The 14,729-nt window shown below is 53.8% G+C and carries 11 protein-coding genes; 8 read left to right on the forward strand and 3 right to left on the reverse strand.

Annotation, left to right across the window (positions count from 1 at the left end):
* Positions 1-128 precede the first annotated feature (128 nt).
* Positions 129-2,909 carry a DNA gyrase subunit A gene (gyrA, locus tag E6C51_RS03655; RefSeq protein WP_190235040.1) on the forward strand — a complete coding sequence of 927 codons (2,781 nt, stop codon included), beginning with the start codon at positions 129-131 and terminating at the stop codon, positions 2,907-2,909.
* Positions 2,910-3,007: 98 nt separating this feature from the next.
* Positions 3,008-3,538 (forward strand): Lcl C-terminal domain-containing protein, encoded by a 531-nt coding sequence (locus tag E6C51_RS03660; RefSeq protein WP_190235041.1) that lies wholly within the window; start codon positions 3,008-3,010, stop codon positions 3,536-3,538.
* 291 nt (positions 3,539-3,829) lie between these two features.
* On the opposite strand, the gene E6C51_RS03665 is transcribed toward E6C51_RS03660, so the two are convergent.
* Positions 3,830-3,982: a hypothetical protein gene (locus tag E6C51_RS03665; protein WP_186827649.1), complete on the reverse strand. Its 153-nt coding sequence runs from the start codon at positions 3,980-3,982 to the stop codon at positions 3,830-3,832.
* Between the two features lie 451 nt (positions 3,983-4,433).
* On the opposite strand from E6C51_RS03665, the gene coaD reads away from it, so the two are divergent.
* From coaD to E6C51_RS03695, 6 genes are all read left to right on the forward strand, one after another.
* Complete coding sequence (coaD, locus tag E6C51_RS03670; RefSeq protein ID WP_190235042.1) at positions 4,434-4,928, forward strand: pantetheine-phosphate adenylyltransferase; 495 nt, start codon at positions 4,434-4,436, stop codon at positions 4,926-4,928.
* 27 nt (positions 4,929-4,955) lie between these two features.
* The gene (locus tag E6C51_RS03675; RefSeq protein ID WP_146930075.1) at positions 4,956-5,522 is read left to right on the forward strand and encodes a peptidylprolyl isomerase; all 567 of its coding nucleotides are present in this window, start codon (positions 4,956-4,958) and stop codon (positions 5,520-5,522) included.
* Between the two features lie 122 nt (positions 5,523-5,644).
* On the forward strand, positions 5,645-6,154 hold the full coding sequence (locus E6C51_RS03680; RefSeq protein WP_146930072.1) for a peptidylprolyl isomerase: 510 nt from the start codon (positions 5,645-5,647) through the stop codon (positions 6,152-6,154).
* 80 nt (positions 6,155-6,234) lie between these two features.
* Positions 6,235-7,293, forward strand: coding sequence for a tRNA preQ1(34) S-adenosylmethionine ribosyltransferase-isomerase QueA (gene queA / locus E6C51_RS03685; protein ID WP_190235094.1), 1,059 nt, complete (start codon positions 6,235-6,237; stop codon positions 7,291-7,293).
* A gap of 3 nt (positions 7,294-7,296) precedes the next feature.
* Positions 7,297-8,427 (forward strand): tRNA guanosine(34) transglycosylase Tgt, encoded by a 1,131-nt coding sequence (tgt, locus tag E6C51_RS03690; protein WP_146930068.1) that lies wholly within the window; start codon positions 7,297-7,299, stop codon positions 8,425-8,427.
* Positions 8,428-8,615: 188 nt separating this feature from the next.
* A complete protein-coding gene (locus tag E6C51_RS03695) occupies positions 8,616-9,371 on the forward strand; it encodes a metallophosphoesterase (protein ID WP_190235043.1) in 756 nt (251 codons plus the stop codon).
* Positions 9,372-9,477: 106 nt separating this feature from the next.
* On the opposite strand, the gene uvrB is transcribed toward E6C51_RS03695, so the two are convergent.
* Entirely contained in the window at positions 9,478-12,384 is a 2,907-nt protein-coding gene (gene uvrB / locus E6C51_RS03700; protein WP_190235044.1) for an excinuclease ABC subunit UvrB, read from the reverse strand.
* 78 nt (positions 12,385-12,462) lie between these two features.
* Positions 12,463-14,466 carry a putative bifunctional diguanylate cyclase/phosphodiesterase gene (locus E6C51_RS03705; RefSeq protein WP_190235045.1) on the reverse strand — a complete coding sequence of 668 codons (2,004 nt, stop codon included), beginning with the start codon at positions 14,464-14,466 and terminating at the stop codon, positions 12,463-12,465.
* Between the last annotated feature and the right edge of the window lie 263 nt (positions 14,467-14,729).

Below are 14,729 nucleotides of genomic sequence, written 5' to 3' on the forward strand. Positions count from 1 at the left end.
AGCGCGATGAGGCTTAAGAAATGCCTTGTCATAGCCGCAAAAGCCTGTTCAAAACCATGGAGAAAAATGGCGCGGGAAGGGGCTTTCCGCTATAAAAAGCTGAGTGATTCTAACAGGCGTGACCCGTTTTGACTGAACAAACCACCCCCGGCGGTAAAACGCCGTCCGATATCGAACCCATCTCGATTATGACGGAGATGCAGCGTTCCTACCTCGATTACGCCATGAGCGTGATCGTGAGCCGTGCGCTGCCCGACGTAAGAGACGGATTGAAGCCCGTCCATCGCCGTATTCTTTTCGGCATGTCCGAGCTTGGTATTGACTGGAATAAGAAATACGTCAAATGCGCCCGTGTTACCGGTGACGTGATGGGTAAATACCATCCGCACGGCAATATGGCGATTTATGATGCGCTGGCGCGTATGGCGCAGGACTGGTCCTTGCGTTTGCCGCTGATCGACGGGCAGGGCAATTTCGGCTCCGTCGATGGTGATCCGCCAGCGGCCGAGCGCTACACTGAGTGCCGGTTGCAGAAAGCTGCTCATTCGCTTCTGGATGATCTGGACAAGGAAACGGTTGATTTTCGCGACAATTATGACGGCACTCTTTCTGAGCCTGTCGTTGTGCCCGCAAAGTTTCCAAATCTTCTCGTCAATGGTGCTGGCGGTATTGCTGTCGGCATGGCGACCAATATTCCGCCGCACAATCTGAGCGAAGTCATCGACGGCTGCGTGGCATTGATGGATAACCCGGCTATCGAATTGCCGGAATTGATGCAGATTATTCCCGGACCGGATTTTCCAACCGGCGCGTTGATCCTTGGCCGCAGTGGCATCAAGCAGGCCTATGAAACCGGGCGCGGCTCTGTGATCATGCGCGGCGTTGCCCGCGTTGAGCCTATGCGTGGCGACCGTGAGCAGATTATCATCACCGAAATCCCCTATCAGGTGAACAAGTCGACGATGATCGAGAAAATGGCCGAATTGGTGCGCGACAAGCGTATCGAAGGCATTTCCGATTTGCGCGATGAGTCCGACCGTCAGGGCTATCGCGTCGTGATCGAGCTTAAGCGTGATGCCAATGCCGATGTAATTCTCAATCAGCTTTATCGTTATACGCCGCTGCAAACCTCGTTTGGCTGCAACATGGTGGCGTTGAACGGTGGCAAGCCAGAGCAGCTTGCGCTGCTGGACATGCTGCGTGCCTTTGTCAACTTCCGTGAGGAGGTTGTTAGCCGGAGAACGAAGTATCTGTTGCGCAAGGTGCGTGACCGCGCGCATGTGCTGGTTGGCTTGGCAATTGCCGTTGCCAATATTGATGAAGTCATCAAACTGATCCGCAACGCTCCTGATCCGCAGACGGCGCGCGAACAGTTGATGGAGCGCCGTTGGCCTGCGTCCGATGTCGATAGCTTGATCAAATTGATTGATGATCCGCGTCATCGAATCAATGAGGATTATACGTATAACCTGTCTGAAGAGCAGGCCCGTGCGATTTTGGAATTGCGCCTTGCCCGTTTAACGGCTCTGGGTCGCGACGAAATTGACGAAGAACTGAATAAGATCGGCGCGGAAATCTCTGATTACCTTGATATTTTGTCGTCGCGTAAGCGTATTCAGGATATCGTCAAGGCAGAGATGATTGCCGTTCGTGACGAGTTTGGCACCCCGCGCCGCAGCCAGATCATGGAAGGCGGTCCGGACATGGACGATGAGGATCTCATCGCCCGCGAAGACATGGTCGTCACTGTTTCCCATCTGGGCTATATCAAGCGTGTTCCTCTGACCACCTACCGTGCGCAGCGTCGCGGCGGTAAAGGCCGTTCGGGCATGGCAACGCGGGATGAAGATTTTGTTACCCGGCTATTTGTTGCCAATACCCACACGCCGGTGCTGTTCTTCTCGTCGCGTGGTATTGTCTATAAGGAAAAGGTATGGCGCCTGCCAATCGGCACCCCGCAATCTCGCGGCAAGGCATTGATCAACATGCTGCCGCTGGAGGCGGGTGAACGCATCACCACCATCATGCCGCTGCCTGAGGATGAGGCAAGCTGGGAAAACCTCGATGTGATGTTCTCCACGACCCGAGGAACGGTGCGTCGTAACAAGCTGTCGGATTTTGTGCAGGTCAATCGTAATGGCAAGATCGCCATGAAACTGGATGAAGAGGGTGATGAAATCCTCTCCGTCGAGACATGTACGGTTGATGATGATGTGCTGCTGACCACAGCGCTTGGCCAGGCGATCCGCTTCCCGGTCGATGAAGTGCGCGTCTTTGCTGGCCGTAACTCGGTTGGCGTTCGTGGTGTCACCTTGCAGCCGGGTGATCGTATTATCTCGATGACCATTGTTGGGCATGTGAATGCCGAGCCTTGGGAGCGCGCAGCTTACCTGAAGCGGTCTGCTGCCGAGCGTCGCGCCAGCGGCATCGAAGAAGATGATATTGCGCTTGTGGGTGAAGAAGTCGGTGAAATCGGCGACCTGTCCGAAGAGCGTTATCAGGAATTGAAGGCACGCGAACAGTTCGTGTTGACGATTTCCGAGCGCGGTATCGGCAAGCGGTCTTCCTCTTACGATTTCCGCACATCCGGTCGTGGGGGTAAGGGCATTCGCGCCACGGATACGTCCAAAACTGCTGAAATTGGTCAGTTGGTTGCTGCCTTCCCTGTGGAAGACAAGGATCAGATCATGCTGGTTTCGGATAAGGGCCAGTTGATCCGGGTGCCGGTGGATGGCATTCGCATCGCCAGCCGCGCGACGAAGGGCGTGACGATCTTCAACACCGCCAAGGATGAGAAAGTCGTGTCGGTTGAGCGGATCAGTGAGCCGGAAGGTGAAGAAGACGAGCTTGAGGCTGGTGTCGAAACCGTCGTTGCGGCCGCTGACGAACCTCCAGCAGACGACATTTAACTTCTGCATTAAAATTTATAAAAAGCGGCCGGTTTGGCCGCTTTTTTGTTGGCTGCGAGTTTTTGTTTCAAGCCGGGTGTACATCTGGATTTGGCATCATGGATCTTTCTCATTTTTTCACGTTCATCATTGCGGTTGTGGTTATTCATCCCGGCTTGGCGGTGGCTGCCGAAAAAGGCAATTGCCAAGGCGCTGCTGGCACACGCTTTCACATAAGCGATGGTCTTGCGACAGACATGAAAACGGGATTGATTTGGCAAAGATGTGCTGTCGGAATGAAGTTTGAAAGCGGAACATGTCAGGGAGAGGCTGGCGTTTTTTCTCTCAAGAGTGCCGCGGCCGCGGCCAAATCGATGGAGGGGGCGTGGAGAGTTCCAAGCGGAGAAGAGCTGCAAACCCTGTTGGACCGGCGCATTTGCAAGGGCTATGCTATTGATGTGCGTGTTTTTCCGGATGTGCCGCAGGTGGACAATGGCGAGGGCGCAAAATACCTGACAAAAACGCCTTTTCTTCCGGGCATGTATTATTATTTCGAGTTCAAGGAAGGCTATGCCGATATGCATACTGAGGGCTACGGCCTGACGCTGCGGCTGGTGAAAGGCAAGGCCAGACCAGGCACAATGCGATAATCGGCTGTGGCCGTTCTTTTCTTACGGCATAATTCCTTAAATCGGAATCGATTTAAGGAATTATGCAGTAACTTGAATGTGTTACAGCGCCGTGCGCCATATTTGGTGAGAGGCGCTGTAATGTGACATTGCATAAAAAAACCAGCAGCCGATGGCCTGCTGGTTTTTATTGTTATTCAGGTTTGGCATCAGAATGATTGGACGCCAAACATAAAACCTGTGAACCAGTTAGGGTCAACACGAGAGGTTATCGTCGTGATTGTGCTCGAACCCGACCGTCAAATTTGACGATCAACGGTTGAAGCTGTCGTAGCTCGCTGTGATCTGTGGGCCATACATGGAGGCCATTTTCTGATCCTTCATGTGAAAGGTGATGCTGGTTGCAAGCATTGCGCCGATCATTGCGGTCCAAACCAAGTTAATCATCGTCACTTTATCAAGCATTGAATCAATCCTTTTTGAAACGTGAAGTCTCAAGCCGAACTAGCGAGACCCACATCATGTTCCGTTGTGCATTGCACCCTTTTTACAAGTGTGCTGCTGAAGCTGTCCTTAACACTCCGTTCATCTCGCGTTCATCTAATGCGCCTTGTGAAAGAGTGTCTCCTTGCGATGGTCGTCCAGGCAATCCACAAACACTTCGATAAAAAGTGCCGAGATGGCCGCGAAAATCAAAAATACTGCAAGCATTTCAATCTCTCTTGGCTGTCTGGTTGAACATGATGCTGTTATAGCTGCTCTGTTTTGAAGCCCGCCTGAATGCGTCGTTCAGGTGGCGTTCATGGGGCGGGCGCCGAGGAGCGCGCCATAAATATGAACAAACCTGTTCAGACAAAGCCTTGCAGTGCATGGGCTTCCATGACAAAAGGCATGCATAAAGCAGCAGGGCCTCATCATGACCACAGCCTTTTATCCGGGTTCTTTTGATCCGATGACCAATGGTCATCTCGATGTTTTGGTTCAGGCTCTGAACGTGGCATCCCATGTTGTTGTCGGGGTTGGCATTCATCCCGGAAAAGCCCCGATGTTCAGCTTCGATGAACGCGCCGATCTGATCCGGCAATGTCTCGCTGATGCCTTGCCTAAGCGAGAAGCTGATGTTTCTGTGGTTTCATTCGATTGTCTGGCGGTCGATGCGGCGCGAAAGTTCGGAGCAAATTTGCTGGTGCGTGGACTGCGGGATGGTTCAGATTTTGATTATGAAATGCAGCTTGCCGGTATGAATCGCCAATTGGCGCAGGATGTTCAAACGGTTTTTATTCCCGCAGGCACGGCATCTCGGCCCATAACGGCCACATTGGTCCGGCAAATCGCGGCAATGGGCGGCGATGTGAGCGCTTTTGTGCCTAAGCCCGTTTTAAAGGCGCTGACGTCCAGGCGCAGTGCCTGAGATATTTTACACACTTACGGAGCCATCATGAAAATTCTGTCTTTTGCATTTGCCGGTCTTCTTGCTCTGTCGACATTGACCACGGCAGCCAAGGCGGCTGATCATTATATGACAATTCAGCTGAAAGATGGCCCTGTGGTCATTCAGCTCATGCCCGAAGTCGCACCCAAGCATGTTGCCCAGATTGAAACACTGGTGAAAGAAGGGCAATATGACAATGTTGCCTTCCATCGCGTTATCGACGGCTTCATGGCCCAGACTGGTGATGTGCAGTATGGCAATATGAAAAACGGCTTTGACAAGAGCCGTGCTGGCACTGGCAGTTCCAAACTGCCCAATATTCCTGCCGAGTTTTCAAAGGTGCCGTTTGAACGCGGCACGGTGGGCATGGCGCGTTCGCAAGATCCAAATTCTGCCAACTCGCAGTTCTTTATCATGTTTGCCCCCGGCAGCTTCCTGAACGGACAGTATACTGTAGTTGGCAAAGTGGTGTCGGGCATGGAGTTTGTTGACAAGATCAAGCGTGGCGAGGGCGGCAATGGCGAAGTGAGCAGCCCGGATCGCATGATCAAGGTGACTTTGGGGCGTAAATAATTGCGGCCTTTGGGCAGCATGACAATATTTCCACTGCCTTTGTCTTGCTTTTCGGTATGACGAAATGGCAAGGAGAGGCAGCAAAAACCGGGTGATCAGCCCGAAAAGCCAAGGAGAGAAACATGGCCGAGATCAAAGATCCGGAAAACACCATCATCATGGAAACCACCAAGGGTAAGGTGGTTATCGCCCTTTTCCCCGATCTGGCTCCGGGCCACGTTGCGCGCATCAAGGAATTGTCGCGCGAAGGTGCTTATGACGGCGTTGTGTTCCACCGCGTTATTGCTGACTTTATGGCCCAGACCGGCGACGTGAAGTTTGGCAAGAAGGGTGGCGAGAGCTTCAACCCCGGTCGCGCTGGCATGGGCGGCTCCGACAAGCCAGACCTCAAGGCTGAATTTTCGGCAACACCACACGTTCGCGGCACATGCTCCATGGCCCGTTCGCAAAGCCCGAACTCTGCCAACTCGCAGTTCTTTATCTGCTTCACCGATGCACCTTGGCTGAACAAGCAATACTCCGTTTGGGGTCAGGTCATTGAAGGCATGGACGTGATTGATGCTGTCAAGAAGGGCGAACCTGTCGCCGATCCTGACTCGATTGTGTCGATGAAAGTTGCTGCCGACGCCTGAGTTGGGGCCTATTCATGAACCCGCCCCGGCGTGATCACGCCGGGGCGGGTTTTTCGCGTTTCAAATTCAGTTGCGGTATCATGCGTGTAGACCTGTTTGATTTTGATCTCCCTGAAGAGAATATTGCGCTGCGGCCCGCCAGCCCGCGCGATCATGCGCGTTTTCTCGTGGTGCGGCCCGATGGGCAGCCGATGCTGGAAGATCGGCAGGTGTTTGACCTGCCTTCATTCTTAAAAGCGGGGGATGCTCTGGTGTTCAACGACACCAAGGTCATTCCGGCGCAACTTGAAGGTGTGCGATTGCGCGAAGGCGCGGAGCGCACGCCCGTGTCCTGCACCTTGCATATGCGCGTGGCGGCCAATAGCTGGAAGGCTTTTGCGCGTCCCGGCAAGCGCATCAAGCAGGGCGATTCTATCGATTTCAACGGATTGCTGGCCACGGTCGCTTTGAAGGGTGAGGCTGGCGAAATAGATCTGGTGTTCGAGGCCTCCGGTCCGGAACTGGATCAGGCGATTGCGTCTGTTGGCCACATTCCACTTCCGCCCTATATCGCGGCCAAGCGACCTGAAGACGGGCAGGACAGACAGGACTATCAAACCATCTACGCCCGCGAAGAAGGCGCCGTTGCCGCCCCCACTGCGGGCTTGCATTTTACGCCTGGGCTGTTTGATGCCTTGGACAAAGCCGGTATTGAGCGTCATTTTGTGACCCTGCATGTTGGTGCAGGCACATTCTTGCCGGTCAAAGCCGATGATACCAATGACCACAAAATGCATCAGGAAATTGGCCATGTTTCCAAGGCCACAGCCGATGCGTTGAACGCTGTCAGAGCGCGTGGCGGGCGGATCGTCAGCGTTGGCACCACCTCGCTTCGCTTGCTGGAGAGTGCATCCAGCGACGATGGGCAGGTTTTGCCTTGGTCGGGGGCGACAGGCATTTTCATCACGCCCGGCTATCGTTTCAAGGCGGTCGATATGCTGATGACCAATTTTCACCTGCCGAAATCCACGCTATTCATGCTGGTGTCGGCCTTTGCGGGGATGGACACCATGCGCGCCGCCTATGAGCACGCTATCCAATCCGGTTACCGCTTCTACTCATACGGCGATTCCAGCCTTCTCTTCCGGAAAGACGACTGACCCATGTCCGAGAAATTTACCTTCACCCTCAAAGCCACCAGCGGCAAGGCGCGCCTTGGCGAAATCTCGATGCCGCGCGGCACGATTCGCACCCCGGCTTTCATGCCGGTTGGCACTGTTGGCACGGTTAAAGCCATGTATCTTGATCAGGTGCGCGAGGGCGGGGCGGATATTATTCTTGGCAACACCTATCATTTGATGCTGCGCCCCGGCCCTGAGCGCGTTGCGCGCCTTGGCGGCCTGCATGAGCTGATCCGTTGGCCTCAGCCAATTTTGACCGACTCGGGTGGTTTTCAGGTGATGTCGCTCTCGGGCCTGCGAAAGCTGGATGAGCAGGGCGTGACCTTTAAAAGCCATATCGACGGCTCTTATCATCACATGTCGCCGGAACGCTCCATTGAAATTCAGGGCCTGCTCGATAGTGACATCCAGATGCAGTTGGATGAATGCGTGGCCCTGCCTGCCGAGCCGCGCGAAATTGAGCGTGCCATGGAAATGTCGTTGCGCTGGGCAGAGCGTTGCCGCGTTGCCTTTGGCGAGCAGCCAGGCAAAGCAATGTTTGGTATTGTGCAAGGTGGCGATCAGCCCGCGTTGCGCATTCGCTCTGCGGAAGGCCTTAAGCAGCTTGATCTCAAGGGGTATGCCGTGGGTGGTCTGGCGGTGGGTGAGCCGCAGGATGTGATGTTGAGCATGCTGGATATCACTTTGCCGGCTTTGCCATCAGAAAAGCCGCGCTATCTGATGGGCGTTGGCACGCCGGATGACATGTTGAAGTCTGTAGCGCTGGGTGTTGACATGTTTGACTGCGTCATGCCAACGCGCTCTGGCCGTCATGGTCTGGCATTCACACGTCGCGGCAAAGTCAATATTCGCAATGCCCGCCACGCCGAGGATATGCGGCCGCTGGATGAGCAATCTTCTTGCCCGGCTGCGCGCGATTACTCCCGCGCTTATCTGCATCACTTGGTTCGCTCCAATGAAGCATTGGGTGGCATGTTGTTGTCCTGGAACAATCTTTCCTATTATCAGGAGTTGATGCAGGGTATCCGCAAATCCATCGCCGAGGGCCGGTTTGAAGACTTCAAGGCGGAGACCATGGAGATGTGGGCGAGGGGTGATATCGACCCGCGCTAACCGGATTGTCTGAACGCGGCGTGGGCTTCAAAACAGCCCGCGATCCTCAATTTGGTTCTACTCTATAAACAGGGCCTCCGCACACATATCGCCGTTAACCTGCGATCATAATTGGAAAACTCCATGCTCGATTGTGTTGAAATGCGATGTTGGGTGCTTTGAAGGGATAGGCTGAATTTGAGGCATTTATGCGTATTTTTGTAGGTTCAGATTTCCACGTTGATTACCGTGAGAACCTTCTCTGGTTTGAACAACTCTCCGAACAGGACTATCAACACGACATCCTGCTGGTCGTTGGGGATGTTGCCAATGATATGCCGCTGTTTTCCTATGTCATGAGCCTGCTTGCGGACCGATTTTCGAAAGTTTTGTATGTGCCCGGCAATCATGATGTGTGGATCAAACGCAGCAATGGCGGCACATCCTTCGAAAAATTGCAGGCCATCAAATCCCTCTGCGCTGATCTGAACATTGGCATGGAGGCCTATTCCTGCGGCGATACGCTGATTATGCCGCTTATGGGTTGGTACGATTATTCCTTTGGGACACCGGGCCAAATGCTGCGCAATGCATGGATGGATTATCGCCGGTGTGACTGGGAAGGCCTATCTGATGCCGAGGTCAGTGCCCTTTTTGATGCGGAAAACCGCCTGCCCGATACGACTGGATTCAAGTCCATTTTATCTTTTTCGCATTTTTTACCGCGTATCGATCTCATGCCTGCAAGGATGCCGGAGAAATACCACTTCCTTTATCCCGTTCTTGGCACCAGCAGGCTGGAAGCTCATATTCGCGCTTTGGGGTCGCACACCCATTTTTATGGCCACAGTCATCTGAACAGGCAGGTGGTCAAGGATGGCGTTACCTATATCAATAACGCTTTTGGCTACCCCTCCGAGCGCGATATTGCGGCTCGAATGCTGATGCATGTGGGTGATATTTGAGGATTGGCTTGGCCGTCATCACTGATCAGGTCGGGTGATAGAACCCGACCTGCGTTGAAGTGTTTAAGCACATTCATTCGCCAAGACCGTAACATGCTTTCGAGGCTTAACGTCCAGGTTTGCCCGTTTTGGCTTTGCCGCGAGCCTGCCGCTTTTGCTCGCTCTCGTCCTCGTAAGATCCTGCCCCTGATTTGGCGCGGATGATCGGGCGAGGATCGTCATGATCACGCCGGGAGCCGGATAGGGCGGAATCCGGCTTCTGGGGGATTTTGCCCGGCATTGGCTTTTCGGTGCGCCCTACTGTCATTTCATCGAGCGTGTTTTTTCGAAACAGTGGTTTTGCTGCGCCCGTTTCGTTATCTGGCCCGTCGGACACCGTGTTGCCAGCGAGGGAGGCGTTGCGCTCTTCATTGCGGGCTGATTCCTTTTCGCCCGGATCACCCATGCTGGCCAGTTCGACCTCGCGCAGACGTTTGATTTCATCGCGCAGGCGTGCGGCGGTTTCGAAATCAAGGTCGGTGGCAGCGTCGCGCATCTGCTTTTCAAGGGCTGCAAGGTGCGCTTGCAGATTATTGCCAACAAGATGACCGCCGGATGCAAAGCCTTTGCCGCTGGCCCCTGAAATATCGGCCCGCACGTGATCGCGCTCATAGACTGAATCGAGAATGTCGGAAATTTTGGATTTCACCGATTCAGGCGTAATGCCATTTGCCGCATTGTACGCCATCTGCTTTTCGCGGCGGCGGGTGGTTTCATCCATCGCCCGCTGCATTGAGCCGGTGATCTTGTCGGCATAGAGCACAACTTTGCCGTCAACGTTACGCGCTGCACGGCCAATGGTCTGAATGAGAGAGGTTTCAGATCGCAGGAAGCCTTCCTTGTCTGCATCCAGAATGGCAACAAAGCCGCACTCCGGAATATCCAGACCTTCGCGCAACAGGTTGATGCCCACCAGCACATCAAACGCGCCGAGGCGTAGATCACGCAGGATCTCAATACGTTCCAGCGTATCGATGTCGGAGTGCATGTAGCGCACACGCACGCCATGCTCATGCAGATATTCCGTCAGGTCTTCGGCCATGCGCTTGGTCAGCACAGTCACAAGAGTTCGATAGCCCTTGAGCGTGGTATCCTTGATCTCGCCCAGCACGTCATCGACTTGGGTTTTCGCGGAGCGCACCTCGACAGGCGGATCGATCAGGCCAGTGGGGCGAATAACCTGCTCGGCAAACACGCCGCCAGACTGCTCCATTTCCCAATTGCCGGGCGTTGCCGATACCGCGATTGTGGGCGGGCGCATGGCATCCCACTCTTCAAAGCGCAATGGGCGGTTGTCCATGCAGGACGGCAGACGAAAGCCGTATTCGGCAAGGGTTGCCTTACGCCGGAAGTCGCCGCGATACATGCCGCCGATCTGGCTGACGGAGACGTGGCTTTCATCGATAAACAGCAGGGCGTTATCGGGGATATATTCAAACAAGGTCGGTGGCGGCTCCCCCGGCGCACGCCCGGTCAGATAGCGAGAATAGTTTTCGATACCAGCACAAACGCCCGTCGCTTCCAACATCTCAATGTCATAGCGCGTGCGTTGCTCAAGACGTTGCGCCTCCAGCAGGCGACCGCCTTTTTCCAATTCAGCAAGTCGCTCCTTCAATTCGGCTTTGATGGCTTTTATGGCACCGTTCAAAGCCGGCCGCGGGGTGACATAGTGGGAGTTGGCGTAGATTTTGACCGACTTCATATCGCCAGTCTTTTGTCCGGTGAGCGGGTCAAACTCGGTAATGGCATCAATCTCGTCACCGAACATCGAGATGCGCCAGGCCGCGTCTTCCAAGTGAGCCGGGAAAATTTCAATGGTATCGCCGCGCACGCGGAAAGAGCCACGGATAAAGTTGATGTCCTGACGGCGATATTGTTGCGCCACAAGGTCGGCCAGCAATTGGCGCTGATCAATGCGGTCACCAACCGACATTTCAAAGGTCATGGCGGTGTAGGTTTCCACCGAGCCGATACCATAAATACAGGACACCGAGGCCACGATAATGCAGTCGTCACGCTCAAGAATGGCGCGGGTGGCAGCGTGGCGCATTCGGTCAATCTGCTCATTGATCGAGCTGTCTTTCTCAATGAAAGTATCCGAGCGCGGCACATAGGCTTCGGGCTGATAATAATCATAGTACGAGACAAAATATTCCACCGCATTGTCCGGGAAGAATTTTTTGAACTCGGAATAAAGCTGGGCTGCCAGTGTTTTGTTTGGAGCCAAAATCACCGCTGGTCTCTGGGTTGCTTCAATCACCTTCGCCATGGTGAAGGTCTTGCCGGAGCCGGTGACCCCCAGCAACACTTGCGTGCGGTCATTGTTATTGATGCCTTCCACCAAATCGCGAATGGCGGTTGGCTGGTCGCCTGCTGGCTCAAAATCCGAGGCCATGCGGATTGGAATGCCGCCTTCGGATTTGGCGGGACGGTGAGGGCGGTGCGGCGTCCAGATCTTGCCGTCCTTGAACAGCGGATTCCCGCTTTCAATCAGCGCCGACAAGGCCTCAACGGTTGCCGTCACGCCGCCTGCGGCAAGGCTCTCCGCCTCTTCCAGAGATGTATCCATGCCCGAGATGGCGTGAAGACCTGCGGCTGCCCGCGCCGCCGGGTCCGACGTGGCACCCATGGATACACCGCGCGCCGTTTTGGTGTTGCCAGCACTCCGGGCTTTGGTTGCTTTTTCAAGGGCAACCTTTTCGCTGTGCTTGCGGGCCTCGATTTCAATTTTCTTGCGGTGCTTGCCCGCTTTAGAGGCAATGTCGCGCTGGGTTTCTATGCCCGATACTTCCGCCTCTGCTTCCAGCTGCTTCACCCAATCAGACACGCTCCCTGACAGAGGTGACGTCATGGGTGCACCTTCAAAGCTCGCTTGCGGCGATTCTTCAAAGCCATTGTAAGTCTGTGATGGACTCTCAATTGACGCTTTGGTGTCTGTATTGGGAGCGGGTGTTTTGCGCGTTGATTTTGCCATAAGCCGAATATGGATAATCTCGCCCGCAAATGGAAGTGTGAGATGCAAAAATCAGAACAAAAAAGCAACTTTGCATGGTCACGCTGATACACGTTGGCTGATATCGCTTTGTTCCGGATTGCTGGCGCGCTGGAGCCACGTCATTAATGCATCAATCGGCATTGGCCGTGCATAATAAAACCCCTGTGCTACGTCGCAGCCCATTGCTTCCAACGCCCGCACATCATCGGAGGTTTCGACACCCTCCACCACAATTTCAACATCGAGCGCACGACCAAAGCCAACCATGGCCGCGACCAAGGCCTGATTGACGCTCGATGCGCTGATGTTGGTTATAATGCTTCGGTCGATTTTCAGACGTCCGATGTTCAGACTGATCAGATAGGCCAGCGACGAATAGCCAATGCCAAAATCATCAAGTGCCAATCTGTAGCCGCTGGTTTCCATCTGCCGCAGTTGTTCGCCTGCAATGTCTGGATCAAGGATTGCTTCTTCGGTGATTTCCACCTCTACACTGTGACGGCTGACGCCGTAAGTCGCGGTGACATCATCCAGCATTTCTGCGACGTTGTAGATTGCAAATTCCCGCGGCGATATGTTCAACGCGACGGTGGCTGCTGCCAAATCGTGACTTGGCAATTCCTGGAGCAAGGCGCAGACATTGCGCGCAATCAGGCCCGTTAAGGCCTTGCTCAGGTTTGTGGCCTGTGCCGCATTGATGATTTCAGGAGGCGAGATAAATCCAAAGTGTGGATGCAGCCAGCGAACCAGCGCTTCAAAGCTGACAACCGCCCCGGTCTTGAGGTCGATCTGCGGCTGGAACCACGCGGTGATAACCTCGTTTTGAATGGCATCCTTCAGGTCTTGTTCGATCTGACGTTGACGGTCGGTGATTTGCTTGAATTTTGGATCAAACTCCCGCCATTGCTTCCGCCCCGTCTGTTTGGCATGCAACAGAGCCAGGCTGGCTGAAGAGAAAATTTCATCAGCGGTTATGCCGCCAGATGGAAATAGAACCAGTCCTGCGCTGAGGTTTGGCACAATGGATGTGCCGTTTATGGTGACGGGTGGCAGATCGCACTCCACCATGGCCTGCGCCAGGGCAACGCTTTTTTGGTACACGTCACCTGTGGTGATGAGCACGGCAAATTCATCGCCGCTGATGCGTGCGGTTGTGGCATCCGAGCCAGCCGCCGTCTTGAGGCGTTGTCCAATAATGGTCAGAAACTGATCGCCGCCGTGATGGCCAAACGCATCGTTGATTCGTTTAAAACGATCGACATCAAACAGCAAAAGCGCAACCTTCTGGCCAGAGACAGTGGCTGCGGCCAGTGCGCCAGAGATTTTTCCGTTCAGATAGATGCGATTGAACAGGCCTGTGACCGGATCACAATTGGCAAGGATTTCCAGCCGCATGTTGTTCTGACGGATATCTTCATTGGCAATGATCAGAGATTGGGTCGCGCGATCGCGCGTGAATTTTGCCATTTCTCCTTCGACGGTTCGCTGCTCTGCCTTGGCCATCAGATAGAGCAGGAAGCTGGCCAATAAAATCAAATTGAGTGTTGAGATAATCGCAACAACACCACCGTGCTGTAAGAAATTCCAACCGCAGGCAAGCAGGACAGGTGCTGCAAAACTGAAGGCCGTCTGGCTGCACAATGACTGCCGCAGCATGGCAGCACCTGCCAGCCCAACCAGAATAAGCATCACCGGGGCATCATTGCCCAGCATCTCCATATGAAAAAAGACATTGGGAAGCAGGCTCCACGATAAGCCCTGCAAAAGCGCCGCCAATGACATGAGTTTCATCACGTGTTCGGGCCGGCTGGATGCAAGTTGCTTCTTGATAAGGGCCTTGGCGAGTAAAAATCGAAAAGCTGTAAAAAAGGAAAGTACGGCCATCCAGGCCAGCAGGCGGCCTCGATCGTCATGCAAAGGGATGATCAATTCAGCCGCCGAGAGCATGGTTACGAGATTGACAATCAGAATTGTCCTGGAAGACGCAAGCGTGCCGTTAGCTTGCGCGTGGCGCACCGCCTGGGCAACGTCCTGAGAATGATTTGACGGTGCAGAAATCAAAATAATCTCGTTCGTAAATACAAATCTATTTGGTTGTATGGCACCTGATTTAAGGTACCGTTACAGAGCGTTATTAATAACTCTTAAACGAGTTTTATAAAGTTGTATATTTGAATTATCTTTTATAAACAATAATTTATCAGTCTGTTTTTCAACGCTTTTTTATGTTCGATTGCGATCTTTGATGTCGAGCAGATGATGTTGAAACGCGACACCCCTGAGATAAGTCAAGTGCCGCGTTTTGAATTGATGCAATCACAGGT

It is taken from the genome of Gillisella terrae (genome assembly GCF_004801395.1).
Lineage (GTDB): Bacteria > Pseudomonadota > Alphaproteobacteria > Rhizobiales > Rhizobiaceae > Allorhizobium > Allorhizobium terrae.